We start from the raw sequence: 14,760 nt of genomic DNA, 5'->3' as shown, positions 1-14,760 counted from the left end.
CCCTTAATACGCTGATGACGTCACGGCTCGCTTGCCTGTGATGTGCAGCCCGATGCAGCTGAAAGCGCCGCTTGCGAAACCGTCAGACGGCTTGCGAGGTAACCGGCAGCTTCTGTTCGAGCTCGGCGACGCGGCGCTCCAGTTCCTCGAGGCGCGCACGCGTGCGCACCAATACTTGGGTCTGCGTATCGAATTCCTCGCGCGTGACCAGATCGAGCTTCGAGAAACCTTGCGACAGCATGGCTTTTACGTTGCGTTCGACATCTTTGGCAGGCGAGTTTTTGAAGAGCTCGCTCATGCGCGCCTGAATGTCATTAAAAACATCGTTCGGTTGTTTCATGGTGTTCCCCTTGATGCACAAAAAATGTGCGGCGTTTCGTTACGTCTGTGCCTCGCTCCTCGCGATGCGCTCACTTGGTGCGTGTCCGCCGGGCGTGCCACCCGGCATGAGCCCCTTTGGTGCGCGGCTTTGCTTGTGGAGTCTGAGGACACTCTAGCAACGATCCCTGCGCCGCGCCACCGGGCGGGCCGCGCGTTGGCCATCTGGACAAGGGCCGCTGCGCCTTATCCGGCCACGCACGGCCGCAGTCTGACACAACATGGCATACGAGTTGCTCTTACTGCCCCGCGCGCTCTACCGGCACGGATTCCGGTAGAGCAACGAGACCACGTCAACCGGCTCTGAATGACGCCTGGCTTGCGCGAGCGGGTCCGTGGCGGCTTACGCAACGGTTACGGAAGCGGCGTCGAGCAGTGGCCATGCAAGCCGCTCGAGCAGCGCTCAAGCAAGCAGATTGAGCCGCGGAATGCGCAAAGCAGCGCAATTCGCAAGCAGGCAGGCAAGCAGGTAAGCAAACGCGCACGCAAACGGGTTACGCAAAAAGGTTTACGCAACTAAGCGAGGGGATTTCATGAAACTCATCACCGCAATCATCAAGCCGTTCAAGCTCGATGAGGCGCGCGAAGCCTTGTCGGCCATCGGCGTCTCGGGCATCACGGTTACCGAAGTCAAGGGGTTCGGCCGTCAGAAGGGCCATACGGAGCTGTACCGCGGCGCGGAGTACGTCGTCGACTTCCTGCCGAAGGTGAAGATCGAGGCGGCTGTCTCGGACGACATCGTCGACCAGGCGATCGAGGCGCTCGAGCGCGCTGCGCGCACGGGCAAGATCGGCGACGGCAAGATCTTCGTCACGCCGATCGAACAGGTCATCCGGATCCGCACCGGCGAGACCGGCGCGGACGCTCTGTAATACCAAAAGATAGCGACACAGATAGCGACAAGAGGAAACGAAAGATGCGCAAATTATTGATGTCCTTGCTGATGGCCGGTTCGCTGCTCGCGGGCGGTATCGGCGCCGCCCTCGCGGACGACGCTTCCGCCCCCGTAGCCGCCTCGGCCGCTGTTTCCGACGCAGCAGCAAGCGCGCCGGCAGCGGACGTTTCGGCCGCACCGGCTGCGTCGGCTCCCGCCGCGGCCGCGCCGGCAGCGAGCGCTGCGGCAGCAACGACGCCGCCGGCCCCCACCGCGCCGTTCTCGGTCGACTCGTCGAAAATCAGCTCGGGCGACACTGCCTGGATGCTGACCTCCACGGCTCTCGTGCTGTTCATGACGATTCCAGGCCTCGCGCTCTTCTACGGCGGCATGGTCCGCAAGAAGAACGTGCTCGCGACGCTCATGCAAAGCTTTGCCATCACCTGTCTCGTGACGATCATCTGGGCCGTGGTGGGCTACACGCTGGCGTTCACGCCGGGCGGCTCGTTCATCGGCGGCTTCTCGCGCTTCTTCATGTCGGGCATGAACTACATCAAGGGCGACACGACGACGCTGACGGTCAGTCATCTCGCGCCGACCATCCCGGAATCGGTCTACTTCGTCTATCAGATGACGTTCGCGATCATCACCCCGGCGCTCATCACCGGCGCGTTTGCCGACCGCATGAAGTTCTCGGCCATGCTGGTTTTCATGACGCTGTGGTCGATCATCGTCTACTCGCCGGTCGCGCACATGGTGTGGGAACCGACCGGCTGGCTGGCTAGCGCGGGCGTGCTGGACTTCGCGGGCGGCACGGTGGTGCACATCAACGCCGGTATCGCAGGTCTCGTCTGCTGCCTCGTGCTGGGCAAGCGCGTCGGCTACGGCAAGGAAGCCATGGCTCCGCACAACCTCACGCTCACGCTGATCGGCGGCGCGATGCTGTGGGTGGGCTGGTTCGGCTTCAACGCGGGTTCGGCAGTCGCGGCAGACGGCCGTGCCGGCTTCGCGATGTTCGCAACGCAAGTGGCAACCGCAGCGGCAGCGCTCGCGTGGATGTTCGCCGAATGGGCCGCCAAGGGTAAGCCTTCGGTGCTCGGCATTGTGTCGGGCGCGGTTGCCGGTCTGGTGGCAATCACGCCGGCTTCGGGCTTCGTCGGCATGACGGGCTCGCTTGTGATCGGCATCGTCGCGGGCGTGGTCTGCTTCTGGTCGGCAACGTGGCTCAAGCACAAGCTCGGTTACGACGATTCGCTCGACGCCTTCGGCGTGCACTGCATCGGCGGTATCGTGGGCGCGTTGCTGACCGGCGTGTTCGCGGTCAAGGACATTGGCGGCTTCGACGGCAGCGTCGTGCTGCAAGCCAAGGGCGTACTGACGACGCTCGTCTACAGCGGCGTGATGAGCTTCATCCTGCTGAAGGTCATCGACATGGTAATGGGCATCCGCGTGACGGAAGAAGAAGAGCGCGAAGGCCTGGACGTGAGCCTGCACGGCGAACACGTCGAATAAGAACGATGTCGCGCGGGCCCGTGCTCCCGGGCCCGACCATCGGCCCATGCCACCTGCCGCGCCGCCCGGCGCGGCGCCACTGGCGAGGGCAGCAACAAGCCGCAACAGGTAGTAGGCAACAGGCAACACAAGCGCAACGATTCGGCCCGCCTTCATGGCGGGCTTTTTTCTTGCTCGCCATCTTGTTAACAGCGCTTTGTGCTACCTATCATGGCGATAGTAAGAATGCATTCCGGCTAGCTTGCGAATGGAGAAACCATCCCCAATTGGGAAAAGCATTTGCTCTACAATCTTTTTTCTCCAGTCTGCGAGTGATCAATGGTTCCGCACCTAGTTACGGCGTTAAACGGCCCGCTGCTCGATCTCGAGCGGAAGATCCTCGACGCCACTCCTGCAATCGAACGCTGGTTCCGGCTCGAGTGGCAGGAGCACACACCGCCTTTCTACTGTTCGGTCGACCTGCGGAACGCGGGGTTCAAGCTGGCGCCCGTCGACACCAATCTGTTTCCCGGCGCCTTCAATAATCTGCCGCAGGAAGTGCTGCCGCTTGCCGTGCAGGCCGCGATGGCGTCCATCGAAAAGATCTGCCCGGACGCGAAGAATCTGCTCGTCATTCCCGAGCGCCACACGCGCAACGCGTTCTATCTGGAGAATGTCGCCCGGCTGGCGGCCATCATGCGGCAGGCAGGCCTGAACGTGCGTTTCGGCACGCTCGACGAAAGCATCAACGGACCCGTCACCATTGCGCTGTCAGACGGCCAGAAACTCGTGCTCGAACCGCTGGAGCGTTCGCAGCGGCGTCTGGGCCTGAAGAATTTCGACCCGTGCTCGATTCTGCTGAACAACGATCTGTCGGGCGGCATTCCGCCCGTGTTGGAGAATCTGCACGAACAGTATCTGCTGCCGCCGCTGCACGCAGGCTGGGCGGTTCGCCGCAAATCGACGCACTTTTCGTGTTATGACGACGTCGCCAAGAAGTTTGCGAAGATGGTCGAGATCGACCCGTGGATGATCAATCCGTACTTTGCACACGTGGAAGGCGTGGATTTCCAGGAGCGCACCGGCGAACAGGCGCTGGCGGAAGCGATTGACGGCGTGCTGAAGAAGATCGCGAAAAAGTATCGCGAGTACGGCATATCCGAGAAACCGTATGTCGTCATCAAATCGGACGCGGGCACCTACGGCATGGGCGTCATGACGGTGCACGACGCGTCGGAAGTCGCCGCGCTCACCAAGCGCGAGCGCGCGAAGATGGCGGCCACTAAAGACGGCCTGGAAGTGCACGACGTGATCGTGCAGGAAGGCGTCTACACCTTCGAGCGCATCGGCGAGGAAGTGGCCGAGCCGGTCGTCTATATGATCGACCGCTACGTGGTGGGCGGTTTCTACCGCGTGCACGGCAGCCGCGAGCGCGATCAGAACCTCAACGCACCGGGCATGCACTTCGTGCCGCTCGGCTTCGAGCATACGGCTTTGCCGGACGCGCACGCCAAACCCGGCGCGGCGCCGCCCAACCGTTTCTATATGTACGGCGTGGTGGCGCGCCTCGGCTTGCTGGCCGCATCGGTCGAACTGGAAAAGACCGATCCGGAAGCCATCCAGGTGTGAGCGCGGCGGCGCGGCTAACGCCCGCGCCGTTGCTCTCGCCACCTTCGCGGTAACTCACGATTAACGCCAGGCCCAGCAGGGCGCAACGGGACCTTCATGGACATTCTTTTCATCGCCGATCCGCTCACGCAGTTCAAGATCTACAAAGACTCGACTTACGCGATGATGGCCGAGGCCGCGCGCCGCGGCCATACGCTGTACACGTGCGAGCCGAAGCATCTGGCGTGGACGGGCGGCGACGTCGAAGCCAACGTGCGGCGCTTTGCGATCACCGGCGACGTGACCGATCTGCATCGCGACGAATGGTATGCGGCGGAAAGCGCAGCGCCGCGCGCGCTAAAAAGCTTCAGCGCCGTGGTGATGCGCAAAGACCCGCCGTTCGACATGGAATACGTGACCTCCACGTGGCTGCTTGAATTGGCGGAGCGCGCGGGCGCACGCGTCTTCAACAAGCCGCAGGCGATTCGCGATCATTCCGAAAAGCTCGCGATCGGCGAATTCGCGCAGTTCGTCGCGCCCACGCTCGTGACCCGCGATCCGGCGCGCCTGAGGGCGTTCCACGAGCAGCACGGCGACGTGATCCTGAAGCCGCTCGACGGCATGGGCGGCATGGGCGTATTCCGCGTGAAGGCGGACGGCATGAACCTCGGCTCGATCATCGAAATGCTGAGCCACGACGGTGCGCGCACGGTGATGGCGCAAAAGTTCATTCCCGAGATCAAGGACGGCGACAAGCGGATTCTGCTGATAGGCGGCGAGGCGGTGCCGTATTCGCTCGCCCGCATTCCGCAAGGCAACGAGGTGCGCGGCAACCTGGCGGCCGGCGGGCTGGGCGTGGCTCGTCCGCTTACCGAGCATGACCGCAAGATCGCGGACACACTCGCGCCCGTGCTGGCGGCGCGCGGCCTGCTGCTGGTCGGGCTCGACGCGATCGGCGACTGGCTCACCGAAGTGAACGTGACGAGCCCGACGTGCTTTCGCGAGATCATGGATCAGACGGGCTTCGACGTGGCGGCCATGTTCGTCGACGCGCTGGAGCGCGCGGCGGGCTGATTGCGTGGCGAATCGAGCCGCCGGGCTTGAAAGCGGGCCGCGGCTCCCAAACTGGGTAACAGGATCTGCACGATGTCCGCTGCGGGCGGGACGTCGGCGTGGGCTCGAAAACGGGCCTGCTACAATGCCCGCTCTCCGCATGCATTCGTGGCAGCGGGCTCCCGTCGGAGCCGCCGGCATGAACAGCGGAGCGTTGAGCAGGCAGGTTTGACAGGCGCTGGTGCAGCGCCGCGGTCAACCTCCTGCGCGTGAACTGTTGCAGTTCCGGCCCTCATGGCCCACGGCCGGCCGAGGGCGCGAGCATTCCGGACAAGGTTCCGACCCGCGTTTGGGGCCGTCTTTTTGCAGTAGGCTGACATGGCAGGCATTCTGATCATTGCGCACGCTCCGTTCGCCACCGCGTTGCGCGACTGTATTTCGCATATTTACGGCGGTTTGCCGGCTCGCATCGGCGTGATCGACGTATCGCCCGACTGCGATCCGGCACAAATGGTTTCTTTTGCGGAGTCGGAGATTGCGCGTCTGAAGGAAGAGAACGGCGCGCTGGTGCTCACCGACATGTTCGGCGCGACGCCCGCGAACATCGCGGGACGGCTTGCTTCGGTGCCGGACGTGCGCGTGCTGTGCGGCGTCAATTTGCCGATGCTTGTGCGCGCGGTCTGCTATCGCGCAACGCCGCTCGACACGCTGGTGGACAAGGCGCTTGCCGGTGCGACCAAGGGCATCCATGCGATCGGCCCGGCTACGCCCGCGCCCGCCGAGGCGGTGGCTGTAGCGGGCGACTGTCTGCCGGCCCTGCCGGCCGACGCCGACCTCACGCAAAAGAGTGGGACGGCGGGTCTATAGCCGCTCGCCCGGCGAGCCGCAGCGTAATGCGCGTTGCAGCTTGCATCTTCAACCGCTTGGCGCCTGACTGGCAGTTTCTTTTTTCACAACAACACTTACCCGCGCTTCGGACCATCACATGCTGCAACAGGAAACCACTATCGTGAACAAGCTGGGGCTGCACGCGCGTGCGTCGGCCAAATTGACGCAACTTGCGGGCAGTTACCAGTCCGAAATCTGGATGAGCCGCAACGGCCGCCGCATCAATGCGAAAAGCATCATGGGCGTGATGATGCTGGCTGCGGGCATCGGCAGCACGGTGCTGATCGAAGTCGAAGGCGCCGACGAAAAAGAAGCGATGGACGCACTGCTGAAACTGATCGCTGATAAGTTCGGCGAAGGTCAGTGAGCTTGAATCGCATGAAGACGAGTGAAGACGCCGCGGCCATCCGCGGCGTTTTTTTTAGCGCGCGACAATGTGCGGTTGGGGAGCGAACCGCCGACGCCAGGCAGGTGATGCGTGCATGCCGCCGCATTCCGCGCGGCAACTTGCCTACGCGCTTTCGTGCTGCGCTGCACACAGCATTCGCACACGAACAGCAGGCCGTGGAATTTATAATGACGACGAGAGTCTGAGAGCACTGCAGCGGTTTGCCGCGGCATCACACAACTAGAGGAGGTGCGCGTGTCGTTCACGCTGCATGGAATTCCCGTGTCACGCGGTATCGCCATCGGGCGGGCTTATCTGATCGCCCCGGCTGCACTTGACGTAGACCACTATTTGATCGAACCCGCGCAAATCGAAGGCGAGGTCGAGCGCTTTCGCACGGCGCAGCAACGCGTTCATGAGGAACTCGACGCGTTGCGTGCAGACCTCGCAGCCGACGCGCCCAGTGAAATGGGCGCGTTTATCAACGTACATTCAATGATCCTGAACGATGCGATGCTCGTTCAGGAAACCATCGACCTGATCCGCACGCGTCGATACAACGTCGAGTGGGCGCTCACGGAACAGCTGGAACGGCTGTCGCGCCATTTCGACGATATCGAAGACGAGTATCTGCGCGAGCGCAAAGCCGACATCGAGCAAGTGGTGGAGCGCGTGCTGAAGGCGCTTGCGGGCGCGTCCGCAACGCTCGTGGACGGCGTGCACGGCGCCTGTGACGAAATGATCGTGGTGGCTCACGACATTGCACCGGCCGACATGATGCAATTCAAAACGCAAACGTTCCAGGGCTTCGTCACGGATCTCGGCGGCCGTACTTCGCATACGGCTATCGTTGCGCGAAGCCTGGGCATTCCCGCCGCAGTCGGCGTGCAGCACGCAAGCGCGTTGATTCGCCAGGACGACCTGATCATTGTCGACGGCGATCATGGCATTGTGATTGTCGATCCCGCGCCGATCGTCCTCGAAGAGTATTCGTACCGGCAAAGCGAAAAGGCCCTCGAGCAGCGCAAGTTGCAGCGCCTCAAGTTCTCGCCTACGCAAACGCTGTGCGGCACGCGTATCGAGCTGTGCGCGAATATCGAGTTGCCGGACGACGCGCGCGCCGCGCTCGACGCCGGCGCGACCGGCGTCGGCCTGTTCCGCACGGAGTTCCTGTTCATGAATCACAAGGACCGGATGCCGGAAGAGGAGGAGCAGTTCGAAGCCTACCGGCGCGCGGTCGAGTTGATGAACGGCCTGCCCGTCACGATCCGCACCATCGACGTGGGCGCCGACAAGCCGCTCGATTCGATGAGCGGCGGCGACGGCTACGAGACAGCGCCGAACCCGGCGCTCGGGCTCAGGGCGATTCGCTGGAGCCTCTCCGAACCGCAGATGTTCCTCACGCAACTGCGCGCGATTCTGCGCGCGTCCGCGTTCGGTTCCGTGAAGATTCTGGTGCCGATGCTCGCGCATGCGCAGGAGATCGACCAGACGCTCGACCTGATCCGCGAAGCGAAACGGCAACTGGACGACGCCGGGATTGCCTACAACCCGAACGTGCAGGTCGGCGCGATGATCGAGATTCCGGCGGCCGCGATTGCCTTGCCGCTGTTCCTGAAACGGCTCGATTTTCTGTCCATCGGCACGAACGATCTGATTCAGTACACGCTCGCTATCGACCGCGCGGACAATTCCGTCGCGCATCTGTACGACCCGCTGCATCCAGCCGTGCTGCATCTGATCGCGTTCACGCTGCGCGAGGCGAAGCGCGCGGGCGTCCCGGTGTCCGTGTGCGGCGAGATGGCGGGCGATCCCACGCTGACGCGTCTGTTGCTCGGCATGGGGCTCACCGAGTTTTCGATGCACCCGAGTCAGCTGCTCGAGGTCAAACAGGAAGTGTTGCGCTCGCATCTGAAGACGCTGGAAAAGCCGGTGGCCGATGTGCTTGCATCGTTCGAACCGGAAGAAGTGCAAGCTGCGCTCAAGCGTGTCGCGCAAGCCTGATTCTGATCGACCGTGGCCGCTTGAACGACAAACGCCGCACTTGTGCGGCGTTTGTCTTTGCTGGCCTGGCGTTTGGTCGTTTGATTGTTTGGTCGCTTGCTTTTTCGTCAGGCGCGGTGGCGTTCCTTGCAGACCGGGCAATCCGTCTGCCGGCTAATGCGCATGGTGGTCCACTCCATTCGCAACGAATCGAGCATGGTCAGGCGGCCGCTGAGCAGCGTGCCGATCCTGCCGATGACCTTAAGGGCTTCGGCCGCCTGCATCGACCCGATGATGCCCACCGTGGGCGCGAATACGCCCATAGTCGAACACGCGACTTCCTCGAACGGCTGGTCTTCCGGAAACACGCATGCATAGCATGGCGATGCTTCGTCGCGGAAATCGAACGTACTGATCTGGCCGTCGAAGCGCAACGCCGCGCCTGACACGAGCGGCACGCCGTGCTTCACGCAGGCCCGATTGATCGCGTGACGCGTGGCGAAATTGTCGGTGCAGTCGAGCACAACCGTCGCGCCCGGCACTTCGCGATCGAGCCATGCGTCGTCGACGCGTTCGGCTACTGCCTTCACGTTCACTTCAGGATTGATTTGCGCAAGCGTGTCGCGACCGGACTCCACCTTCTTGCGTCCGACAGACGCGCTCACATGCAGGATCTGTCGTTGCAGATTGGTGAGGTCTACCGTATCGGCATCGACCAGCGTCAAGCGTCCGACGCCCGCCGCGGCAAGGTACATCGCCGCGGGCGAACCCAGCCCACCCGCGCCGACGATGATCGCGTGCGCGTCGATAAAGCGCTGCTGCGCCTCGATGCCGATTTCGTCGACGAGAATGTGGCGGGAATAGCGAAGGAGTTGATCGTCGTTCATGGCGGGAGCCAGCGTGTCTTCGCGGTATTGCACCGCGAAGACACGCGAGGTGGTGCTGCGTGCGCTGCTTACTTGCTTTGCGTTGCCGGAGCGGAAGCCGGCGCCGTATTCGACGCACCCGGCACCGGTTGCGTGGGCTTCACGGCGACCGGCGCGGACGCCGACGTGGCCGGCTTGTTCTGCGCGAGACGGCGCTCGGTGATCGACTTCGACTCCTGCACCGGCTTGCCTTCCAGTTTATTCAACGCTTGCGCCAGCATGAAGTCGTCGGCGGAACCGAATTCGACCGGCTTGCGTTCACGATCTTTCTGACGCTGCTCCGGCGTTTTCTTGTCGTTCTGCTCTTCCAGCAGACGCAACTGGTCCATACGATCCTGCTCGCGCTTCTCGGCTTCCTTCTTCTCGTTCGGATCTTGCGTGTTCGCAAGGTGATTCGAGTAGTCGACTTCGCGCGTGACGAGTGCGTCGTCCGGATCGCCTTCCGCGTACTGGTCCACCGCGATGTCAGGACGGATGCCCTTGTTCTGGATGGAGCGGCCGCTCGGCGTGTAGTAGTACGCCGTGGTCAGGCGCAACGCGGTGTCGGCGGTCATTGGGCGCACCGTTTGCACCGAGCCTTTGCCGAACGTGGTCTTGCCGACGATCAGCGCACGGTGCTGATCCTGCAGCGCGCCCGCGACGATTTCCGATGCCGACGCCGAATAGGCGTTAGTCAGCACGACCATAGGCACCGTCTTGAAGATCGGCGCCTCGTCTTTCAGCGGGTCGGTGTCGAAAGATTGCAGACGGTAGTTGTCGTAAGTGTCGCGATAGACCTGCTTGGAGTCCGGAATCTGCCCGTTGGTGGACACGACAACCGAATTGGGCGGCAGGAACGCGCCGGCCACGCCGACCGCGCTTTGCAGCAGACCGCCGCCGTTGTTGCGCAGGTCCAGCACGAGGCCCTTCAGATTGGGTTGCTGACGCGCGATGTCCTGCAGCCTTGCGGCGAGGTCAGGCGTGGTGCGTTCCTGGAAGCTCGTGATACGCACGTAGGCGTAGCCCGGCGCAAGAATCTTCATCTTGACCGACTGCACCTTGATAAGGGCGCGTGTGACGGTGAGCGGGAACGTGCGGTCGTCGGTCTTGCGGAAAATGGTGAGCGTGACTTTGGTGCCAGGCTCGCCACGCATCTGCTTGACGGCCTGGTCGAGCGTCATGCCCCGCACCGGTTTGTCGTTGATGCGCGTGATCAGGTCGCCCGGACGGATGCCGGCGCGGAACGCAGGCGTGTCTTCGATCGGCGAGATCACCTTGATCAGGCCGTCTTCCGACGAAATTTCAATGCCGAGGCCCGCGAAGCGGCCCTTGGTCTGCTCCTGCAGTTCTTCGTAATCCGTCTTGTCCAGGTAGGACGAATGCGGATCGAGGCTCGACACCATGCCCTTGATGGCGGCGGTGAGGAGCTTTTTATCGTCGACAGGTTCGACATACTCGTGCTTGATCTGCCCGAACACTTCGGCAAAGAGCCTGAGCTGGTCCAGCGGCAACGGCGTGGCCGCACTGGCGGGTTGCTGCGCCGAGGCCGAAAGTTGCAGGGTGGCAAATACACCGGTAGCAAGGCCCGCGGCGATCAGGCCGATATTTTTCAGGTTCTTTCGCATAGAGTCTGTTGCGGTCGGAAGCGCGTGGCAGCGTCAAGAGATGGGGACGGACAAGTATAACTGCACACCCGCCAGTCGAGGGCGGGGCGCAGGCAATCGTGGTTCGACAGCGCGACGGCTGCCGGGTTCGGCGTAACGCGCGTGCGGGGCGAAGTAATCTGCGGTAACGGCGCGCGGTGGGAAGAATGGCGCCGTTCCGGGGAAGCAGGCGGTGCCGACCGGTAGGTGTTGCCGGGCGGCGCCGCTAATGCGCGCCCCGAACGCGCCCTGAACGCGCGGCGCGCCGGTCGGAATCAGCCCGCCTTACCCTGCTTGGCGACGGCTGCCTGCGCCTTCGCGATGGCCTCCTGGTCGCCCAGATAGTAATGCTTGATAGGCTTCAGGTCCTCGTCCAGTTCATAGACGAGCGGCACGCCGTTAGGAATGTTCAGCCCGACGATGTCGTCGTCCGAGATGTTGTCCAGGTACTTCACCAGCGCGCGAATCGAATTGCCGTGCGCGGCGATCACCACCTTGCGGCCCGACTTGATGGCCGGCGCGATGGACTCGTTCCACAGCGGCAGGACACGCGCGACGGTGTCTTTCAGGCACTCGGTGAGCGGCAACTGTTCGCGCGGCACCTTGGCGTAGCGCGGATCGTCGTAGGGCGCGCGCTCGTCGGTCGGCTCTAGCGCCGGCGGCGGCGTGTCGTAGCTGCGGCGCCAGACGAGCACCTGTTCGTCGCCGAACTTCGCCGCCGTTTCTGCCTTGTTCAAGCCCGACAGCGCGCCGTAATGGCGCTCGTTCAGTCGCCACGAATGGACGACCGGAATGTACATCTGGTCCATCTGGTCCTGCACGTGCCACAGGGTGCGGATCGCGCGCCGGAGCACCGACGTGTACGCGATGTCGAACGTGTAGCCGGACTCCTTCAGCAGCACGCCCGCCTGCTGCGCTTCGCGATTGCCCTGCTCCGTGAGGTCGACGTCGACCCAGCCCGTGAAGCGGTTTTCCTTGTTCCACGTCGATTCGCCGTGGCGGATGAGAACGAGTTTGTACATAAGATTGCCGGTCGGTAGTAAGGAAGCGGTAAGCGCTGCGAAGCGCCCGTCGGGGAGCGCCGCCATCGCGTCAGACGGTTATTTTATAATGGGCGGATTGCCCTTTCCGATTTCTCTCTTTTTCGGCGGATTTTCCGTGAAGTTTTTCACTGATTACACAAACCTTGTTCTGATCGCGATCGTCCTCATCTCCGGTGGGTTGCTGCTGTGGCCGAGCATCAGCCGGCGCGGCCGCGGCGGCCTGTCGGCGGCCGAAGCCACGCAGCTGATCAACCGGCGCAATGCTGCCGTCATCGACCTGCGTCCGTCGGCCGACTTCGCCAAGGGGCATTTGCCTGCGGCGCGGCACCTTGAATTCGCCGAGTTGCAAGCAAAGGTCGCGCAACTGGTGAAGAATAAGAACAACCCCGTGCTGCTGGTGTGCCAGACCGGCCAGCAGTCGAACAAGGCAGCGCGTCTCGTGCAGGACGCGGGATATGCGGAAGTCCACGTTCTGGAAGGCGGCGTAGACGCCTGGCAGAAAGCCGGCATGCCGGTTGTGAAACAAGGAGTAGCCAAGTGAACAAAGTGATCATGTACAGCACGCAGGTGTGCCCGTATTGCCAGATGGCCGAACGTCTTTTAAAGTCGCGCGGCGTCGAGAATATCGAAAAAGTACTGATCGACAAGGACCCGGCCCGTCGTGAGGAAATGATGACCAGGACCGGTCGTCGCACGGTGCCGCAGGTGTTCATCGGCGAGAAGCATGTCGGCGGTTATGACGATCTGTCCGCGCTCGATCGCGCGGGCGGTCTGACGCCTCTGCTCGAAGCCGCCTGAACGCACGCGCCTTTGCGCGCGTGTACGGGCGGGTGAAACACAAGCCGGCGCAACGTCGCTCTTAGCGGAGCAGGCGGCGCGCCGCAACGATCCGGCGGCCACGGTAACGCGTGGGCTGCCGCTACGCATATCTATCAGGGAACCACACAATCATGTCCGACGAGAATAACCAGCCGTTCTTCAACATCCAGCGCATCTACTTGAAGGACATGTCGCTCGAGCAGCCCAATTCGCCGGCCATTTTCCTTGAGCAGGACATGCCGTCGGTCGAAGTGGAAGTCGACGTGAAGGCCGAGCGCCTCGCGGAAAGCGTGTTCGAGATCCTCGTGACCGGCACGGTGACGGCCAAGGTGTCGGACAAGGTTGCGTTTCTGATTGAAGCAAAACAGGCCGGCATTTTTGACATTCGTAACATTCCTGCTGAGCAGATCGATCCGCTCGTCGGCATTGCGTGCCCGACCATCCTGTTCCCGTACCTGCGCTCGAACATCGCAGACGCCATCACGCGCGCCGGCTTCCCGCCGATCCACCTCGCCGAGATCAACTTCCAGGCGCTCTACGAGCAACGCCTCGCGCAGATGAGCGGCCAGGACGGCGCAGCGCAAAACGGCGCGACGCATTAAGTGTCCCAGGCAGTGCCGGCCATGAAGGTTGCTGTTCTCGGAGCCGGCGCATGGGGCACGGCCCTCGCCGGCCATCTGGCCGTTCGGCATGACACGGTGTTGTGGGCCCGCGAGCCCGCGCTGGTTGCCGAGCTGTCCGCTTCGCACGAAAACGCCCGCTACCTGGCGGGCGTTGCTTTACCGGCGACGCTTCGGTATGAGGCGGATCTGAGCGCGGCGCTCGACCACGCGCTCGCCGACGATGCGTTGTGCGTCGTCGCCACGCCGGTGGCCGGACTGCGCAGTCTCATCCAGTCCATGCGCGCCGCCGGCAAAGTACCGGCGCATGTCGTGTGGCTTTGCAAGGGCTTTGAAGCGGACTCGCAGCTATTGCCGCATCAGGTGGTCGCGGCGGAGCTGCCGCAGCACGGCAGCAATGGCGTGCTGTCGGGGCCGAGTTTTGCGCGCGAAGTGGGGCAGGGCTTGCCGGTTGCGTTGACTATCGCCAGTGCTTCGGCCGCCTGCCGCGAGCGCACGGTGGCCGCATTCCATCACGGCGCGATGCGCATCTACACAGGCGACGACGTGATCGGCGTGGAAGTGGGCGGCGCGGTGAAGAACGTGCTGGCCATTGCCACGGGTATCGCGGACGGCCTCGGTCTCGGCCTGAACGCCCGCGCGGCGTTGATTACGCGCGGTCTCGCTGAAATGTCGCGCCTTGGCGTAACGTTGGGCGGACGTGCCGAGACGTTCACGGGTTTGACTGGGCTCGGCGACCTGATTCTGACGGCGACGGGCGACCTGTCGCGCAATCGCACAGTTGGCGTGCAGCTTGCCGCGGGCCGTTCGCTCGCCGATATTCTGGGTGGCCTCGGGCACGTGGCCGAGGGCGTGCGCTGCGCGCAGGCAGTTCTGGCTATTGCGCGCGCGCATTCAATTGAAATGCCGATCACCCAGGCCGTGTGTGCCGTGCTGTTCGACGGCGTGGCGCCTCGCGACGCCGTCAGCGCTCTGCTGCGGCGTGATTCCAAGGCTGAATGATCCGGCGGCACTGCTGCTCGAGTTCCGTCAATCAGCCGTTCGGCGGGCAAAACGCTGAACGGCTG

General features: G+C 63.1%; 15 protein-coding genes. 11 read left to right on the top strand and 4 right to left on the bottom strand.

Annotation, left to right across the window (positions count from 1 at the left end; genetic code table 11):
- Positions 1-82 precede the first annotated feature (82 nt).
- A complete protein-coding gene (locus tag F757_RS0111720) occupies positions 83-340 on the bottom strand; it encodes an accessory factor UbiK family protein (protein WP_013337900.1) in 258 nt (85 codons plus the stop codon).
- A 571-nt stretch (positions 341-911) separates the two neighbouring features.
- Here F757_RS0111720 and F757_RS0111710 point away from each other — a divergent pair.
- From F757_RS0111710 to ptsP, 7 genes are all read left to right on the top strand, one after another.
- Positions 912-1,250, top strand: coding sequence for a P-II family nitrogen regulator (locus F757_RS0111710; RefSeq protein ID WP_006048089.1), 339 nt, complete (start codon positions 912-914; stop codon positions 1,248-1,250).
- A 44-nt stretch (positions 1,251-1,294) separates the two neighbouring features.
- On the top strand, positions 1,295-2,764 hold the full coding sequence (locus F757_RS0111705; RefSeq protein ID WP_027211548.1) for an ammonium transporter: 1,470 nt from the start codon (positions 1,295-1,297) through the stop codon (positions 2,762-2,764).
- A 318-nt stretch (positions 2,765-3,082) separates the two neighbouring features.
- Positions 3,083-4,372 (top strand): glutamate--cysteine ligase, encoded by a 1,290-nt coding sequence (gene gshA, locus F757_RS0111700; protein WP_027211547.1) that lies wholly within the window; start codon positions 3,083-3,085, stop codon positions 4,370-4,372.
- A 96-nt stretch (positions 4,373-4,468) separates the two neighbouring features.
- On the top strand, positions 4,469-5,425 hold the full coding sequence (gene gshB / locus F757_RS0111695; protein WP_027211546.1) for a glutathione synthase: 957 nt from the start codon (positions 4,469-4,471) through the stop codon (positions 5,423-5,425).
- A 357-nt stretch (positions 5,426-5,782) separates the two neighbouring features.
- Entirely contained in the window at positions 5,783-6,271 is a 489-nt protein-coding gene (locus F757_RS0111690) for a PTS sugar transporter subunit IIA (RefSeq protein ID WP_027211545.1), read from the top strand.
- 118 nt (positions 6,272-6,389) lie between these two features.
- The gene (locus tag F757_RS0111685) at positions 6,390-6,659 is read left to right on the top strand and encodes an HPr family phosphocarrier protein (protein ID WP_013337905.1); all 270 of its coding nucleotides are present in this window, start codon (positions 6,390-6,392) and stop codon (positions 6,657-6,659) included.
- A 276-nt stretch (positions 6,660-6,935) separates the two neighbouring features.
- Positions 6,936-8,684: a phosphoenolpyruvate--protein phosphotransferase gene (gene ptsP / locus F757_RS0111675; RefSeq protein WP_027211543.1), complete on the top strand. Its 1,749-nt coding sequence runs from the start codon at positions 6,936-6,938 to the stop codon at positions 8,682-8,684.
- Between the two features lie 107 nt (positions 8,685-8,791).
- Here ptsP and F757_RS0111670 read toward each other — a convergent pair whose 3' ends face one another.
- From F757_RS0111670 to gpmA, 3 genes are all read right to left on the bottom strand, one after another.
- Positions 8,792-9,550 (bottom strand): HesA/MoeB/ThiF family protein, encoded by a 759-nt coding sequence (locus tag F757_RS0111670; protein ID WP_027211542.1) that lies wholly within the window; start codon positions 9,548-9,550, stop codon positions 8,792-8,794.
- 68 nt (positions 9,551-9,618) lie between these two features.
- Entirely contained in the window at positions 9,619-11,193 is a 1,575-nt protein-coding gene (locus F757_RS0111665) for a S41 family peptidase (protein WP_027211541.1), read from the bottom strand.
- Positions 11,194-11,486: 293 nt separating this feature from the next.
- Positions 11,487-12,233, bottom strand: coding sequence for a 2,3-diphosphoglycerate-dependent phosphoglycerate mutase (gpmA, locus tag F757_RS0111660; protein ID WP_025597877.1), 747 nt, complete (start codon positions 12,231-12,233; stop codon positions 11,487-11,489).
- A 136-nt stretch (positions 12,234-12,369) separates the two neighbouring features.
- Here gpmA and F757_RS0111655 point away from each other — a divergent pair, with 136 nt between their 5' ends.
- The 4 genes from F757_RS0111655 to F757_RS0111640 all read left to right on the top strand — a co-directional run bounded on the left by F757_RS0111655 (position 12,370) and on the right by F757_RS0111640 (position 14,695).
- Positions 12,370-12,795 (top strand): rhodanese-like domain-containing protein, encoded by a 426-nt coding sequence (locus tag F757_RS0111655; protein WP_027211540.1) that lies wholly within the window; start codon positions 12,370-12,372, stop codon positions 12,793-12,795.
- Positions 12,792-13,052: a glutaredoxin 3 gene (gene grxC / locus F757_RS0111650; RefSeq protein WP_006048078.1), complete on the top strand. Its 261-nt coding sequence runs from the start codon at positions 12,792-12,794 to the stop codon at positions 13,050-13,052. The genes F757_RS0111655 and grxC overlap by 4 nt, the downstream gene beginning before the upstream one ends.
- 152 nt (positions 13,053-13,204) lie before the next feature.
- Entirely contained in the window at positions 13,205-13,675 is a 471-nt protein-coding gene (gene secB, locus F757_RS0111645; protein ID WP_027211539.1) for a protein-export chaperone SecB, read from the top strand.
- A 21-nt stretch (positions 13,676-13,696) separates the two neighbouring features.
- The gene (locus tag F757_RS0111640) at positions 13,697-14,695 is read left to right on the top strand and encodes an NAD(P)H-dependent glycerol-3-phosphate dehydrogenase (protein ID WP_027211538.1); all 999 of its coding nucleotides are present in this window, start codon (positions 13,697-13,699) and stop codon (positions 14,693-14,695) included.
- Positions 14,696-14,760: the final 65 nt, after the last annotated feature.

Origin of the sequence: Burkholderia sp. WSM2232 (assembly GCF_000472545.1) — a bacterium.
GTDB lineage: Bacteria > Pseudomonadota > Gammaproteobacteria > Burkholderiales > Burkholderiaceae > Paraburkholderia.
This window is presented reverse-complemented; position numbering and strand designations above follow the sequence as displayed.

Bases quoted from the DNA above. Each gene is read 5' to 3' on its own strand.
- F757_RS0111720 (WP_013337900.1), bottom strand. From the start codon at position 340: ATGAAACAACCGAACGATGTTTTTAATGACATTCAGGCGCGCATGAGC.
- F757_RS0111710 (WP_006048089.1), top strand. From the start codon at position 912: ATGAAACTCATCACCGCAATCATCAAGCCGTTCAAGCTCGATGAGGCG.
- F757_RS0111705 (WP_027211548.1), top strand. From the start codon at position 1,295: ATGCGCAAATTATTGATGTCCTTGCTGATGGCCGGTTCGCTGCTCGCG.
- gshA (WP_027211547.1), top strand. From the start codon at position 3,083: ATGGTTCCGCACCTAGTTACGGCGTTAAACGGCCCGCTGCTCGATCTC.
- gshB (WP_027211546.1), top strand. From the start codon at position 4,469: ATGGACATTCTTTTCATCGCCGATCCGCTCACGCAGTTCAAGATCTAC.
- F757_RS0111690 (WP_027211545.1), top strand. From the start codon at position 5,783: ATGGCAGGCATTCTGATCATTGCGCACGCTCCGTTCGCCACCGCGTTG.
- F757_RS0111685 (WP_013337905.1), top strand. From the start codon at position 6,390: ATGCTGCAACAGGAAACCACTATCGTGAACAAGCTGGGGCTGCACGCG.
- F757_RS0111670 (WP_027211542.1), bottom strand. From the start codon at position 9,550: ATGAACGACGATCAACTCCTTCGCTATTCCCGCCACATTCTCGTCGAC.
- F757_RS0111665 (WP_027211541.1), bottom strand. From the start codon at position 11,193: ATGCGAAAGAACCTGAAAAATATCGGCCTGATCGCCGCGGGCCTTGCT.
- gpmA (WP_025597877.1), bottom strand. From the start codon at position 12,233: ATGTACAAACTCGTTCTCATCCGCCACGGCGAATCGACGTGGAACAAG.
- secB (WP_027211539.1), top strand. From the start codon at position 13,205: ATGTCCGACGAGAATAACCAGCCGTTCTTCAACATCCAGCGCATCTAC.
- F757_RS0111640 (WP_027211538.1), top strand. From the start codon at position 13,697: ATGAAGGTTGCTGTTCTCGGAGCCGGCGCATGGGGCACGGCCCTCGCC.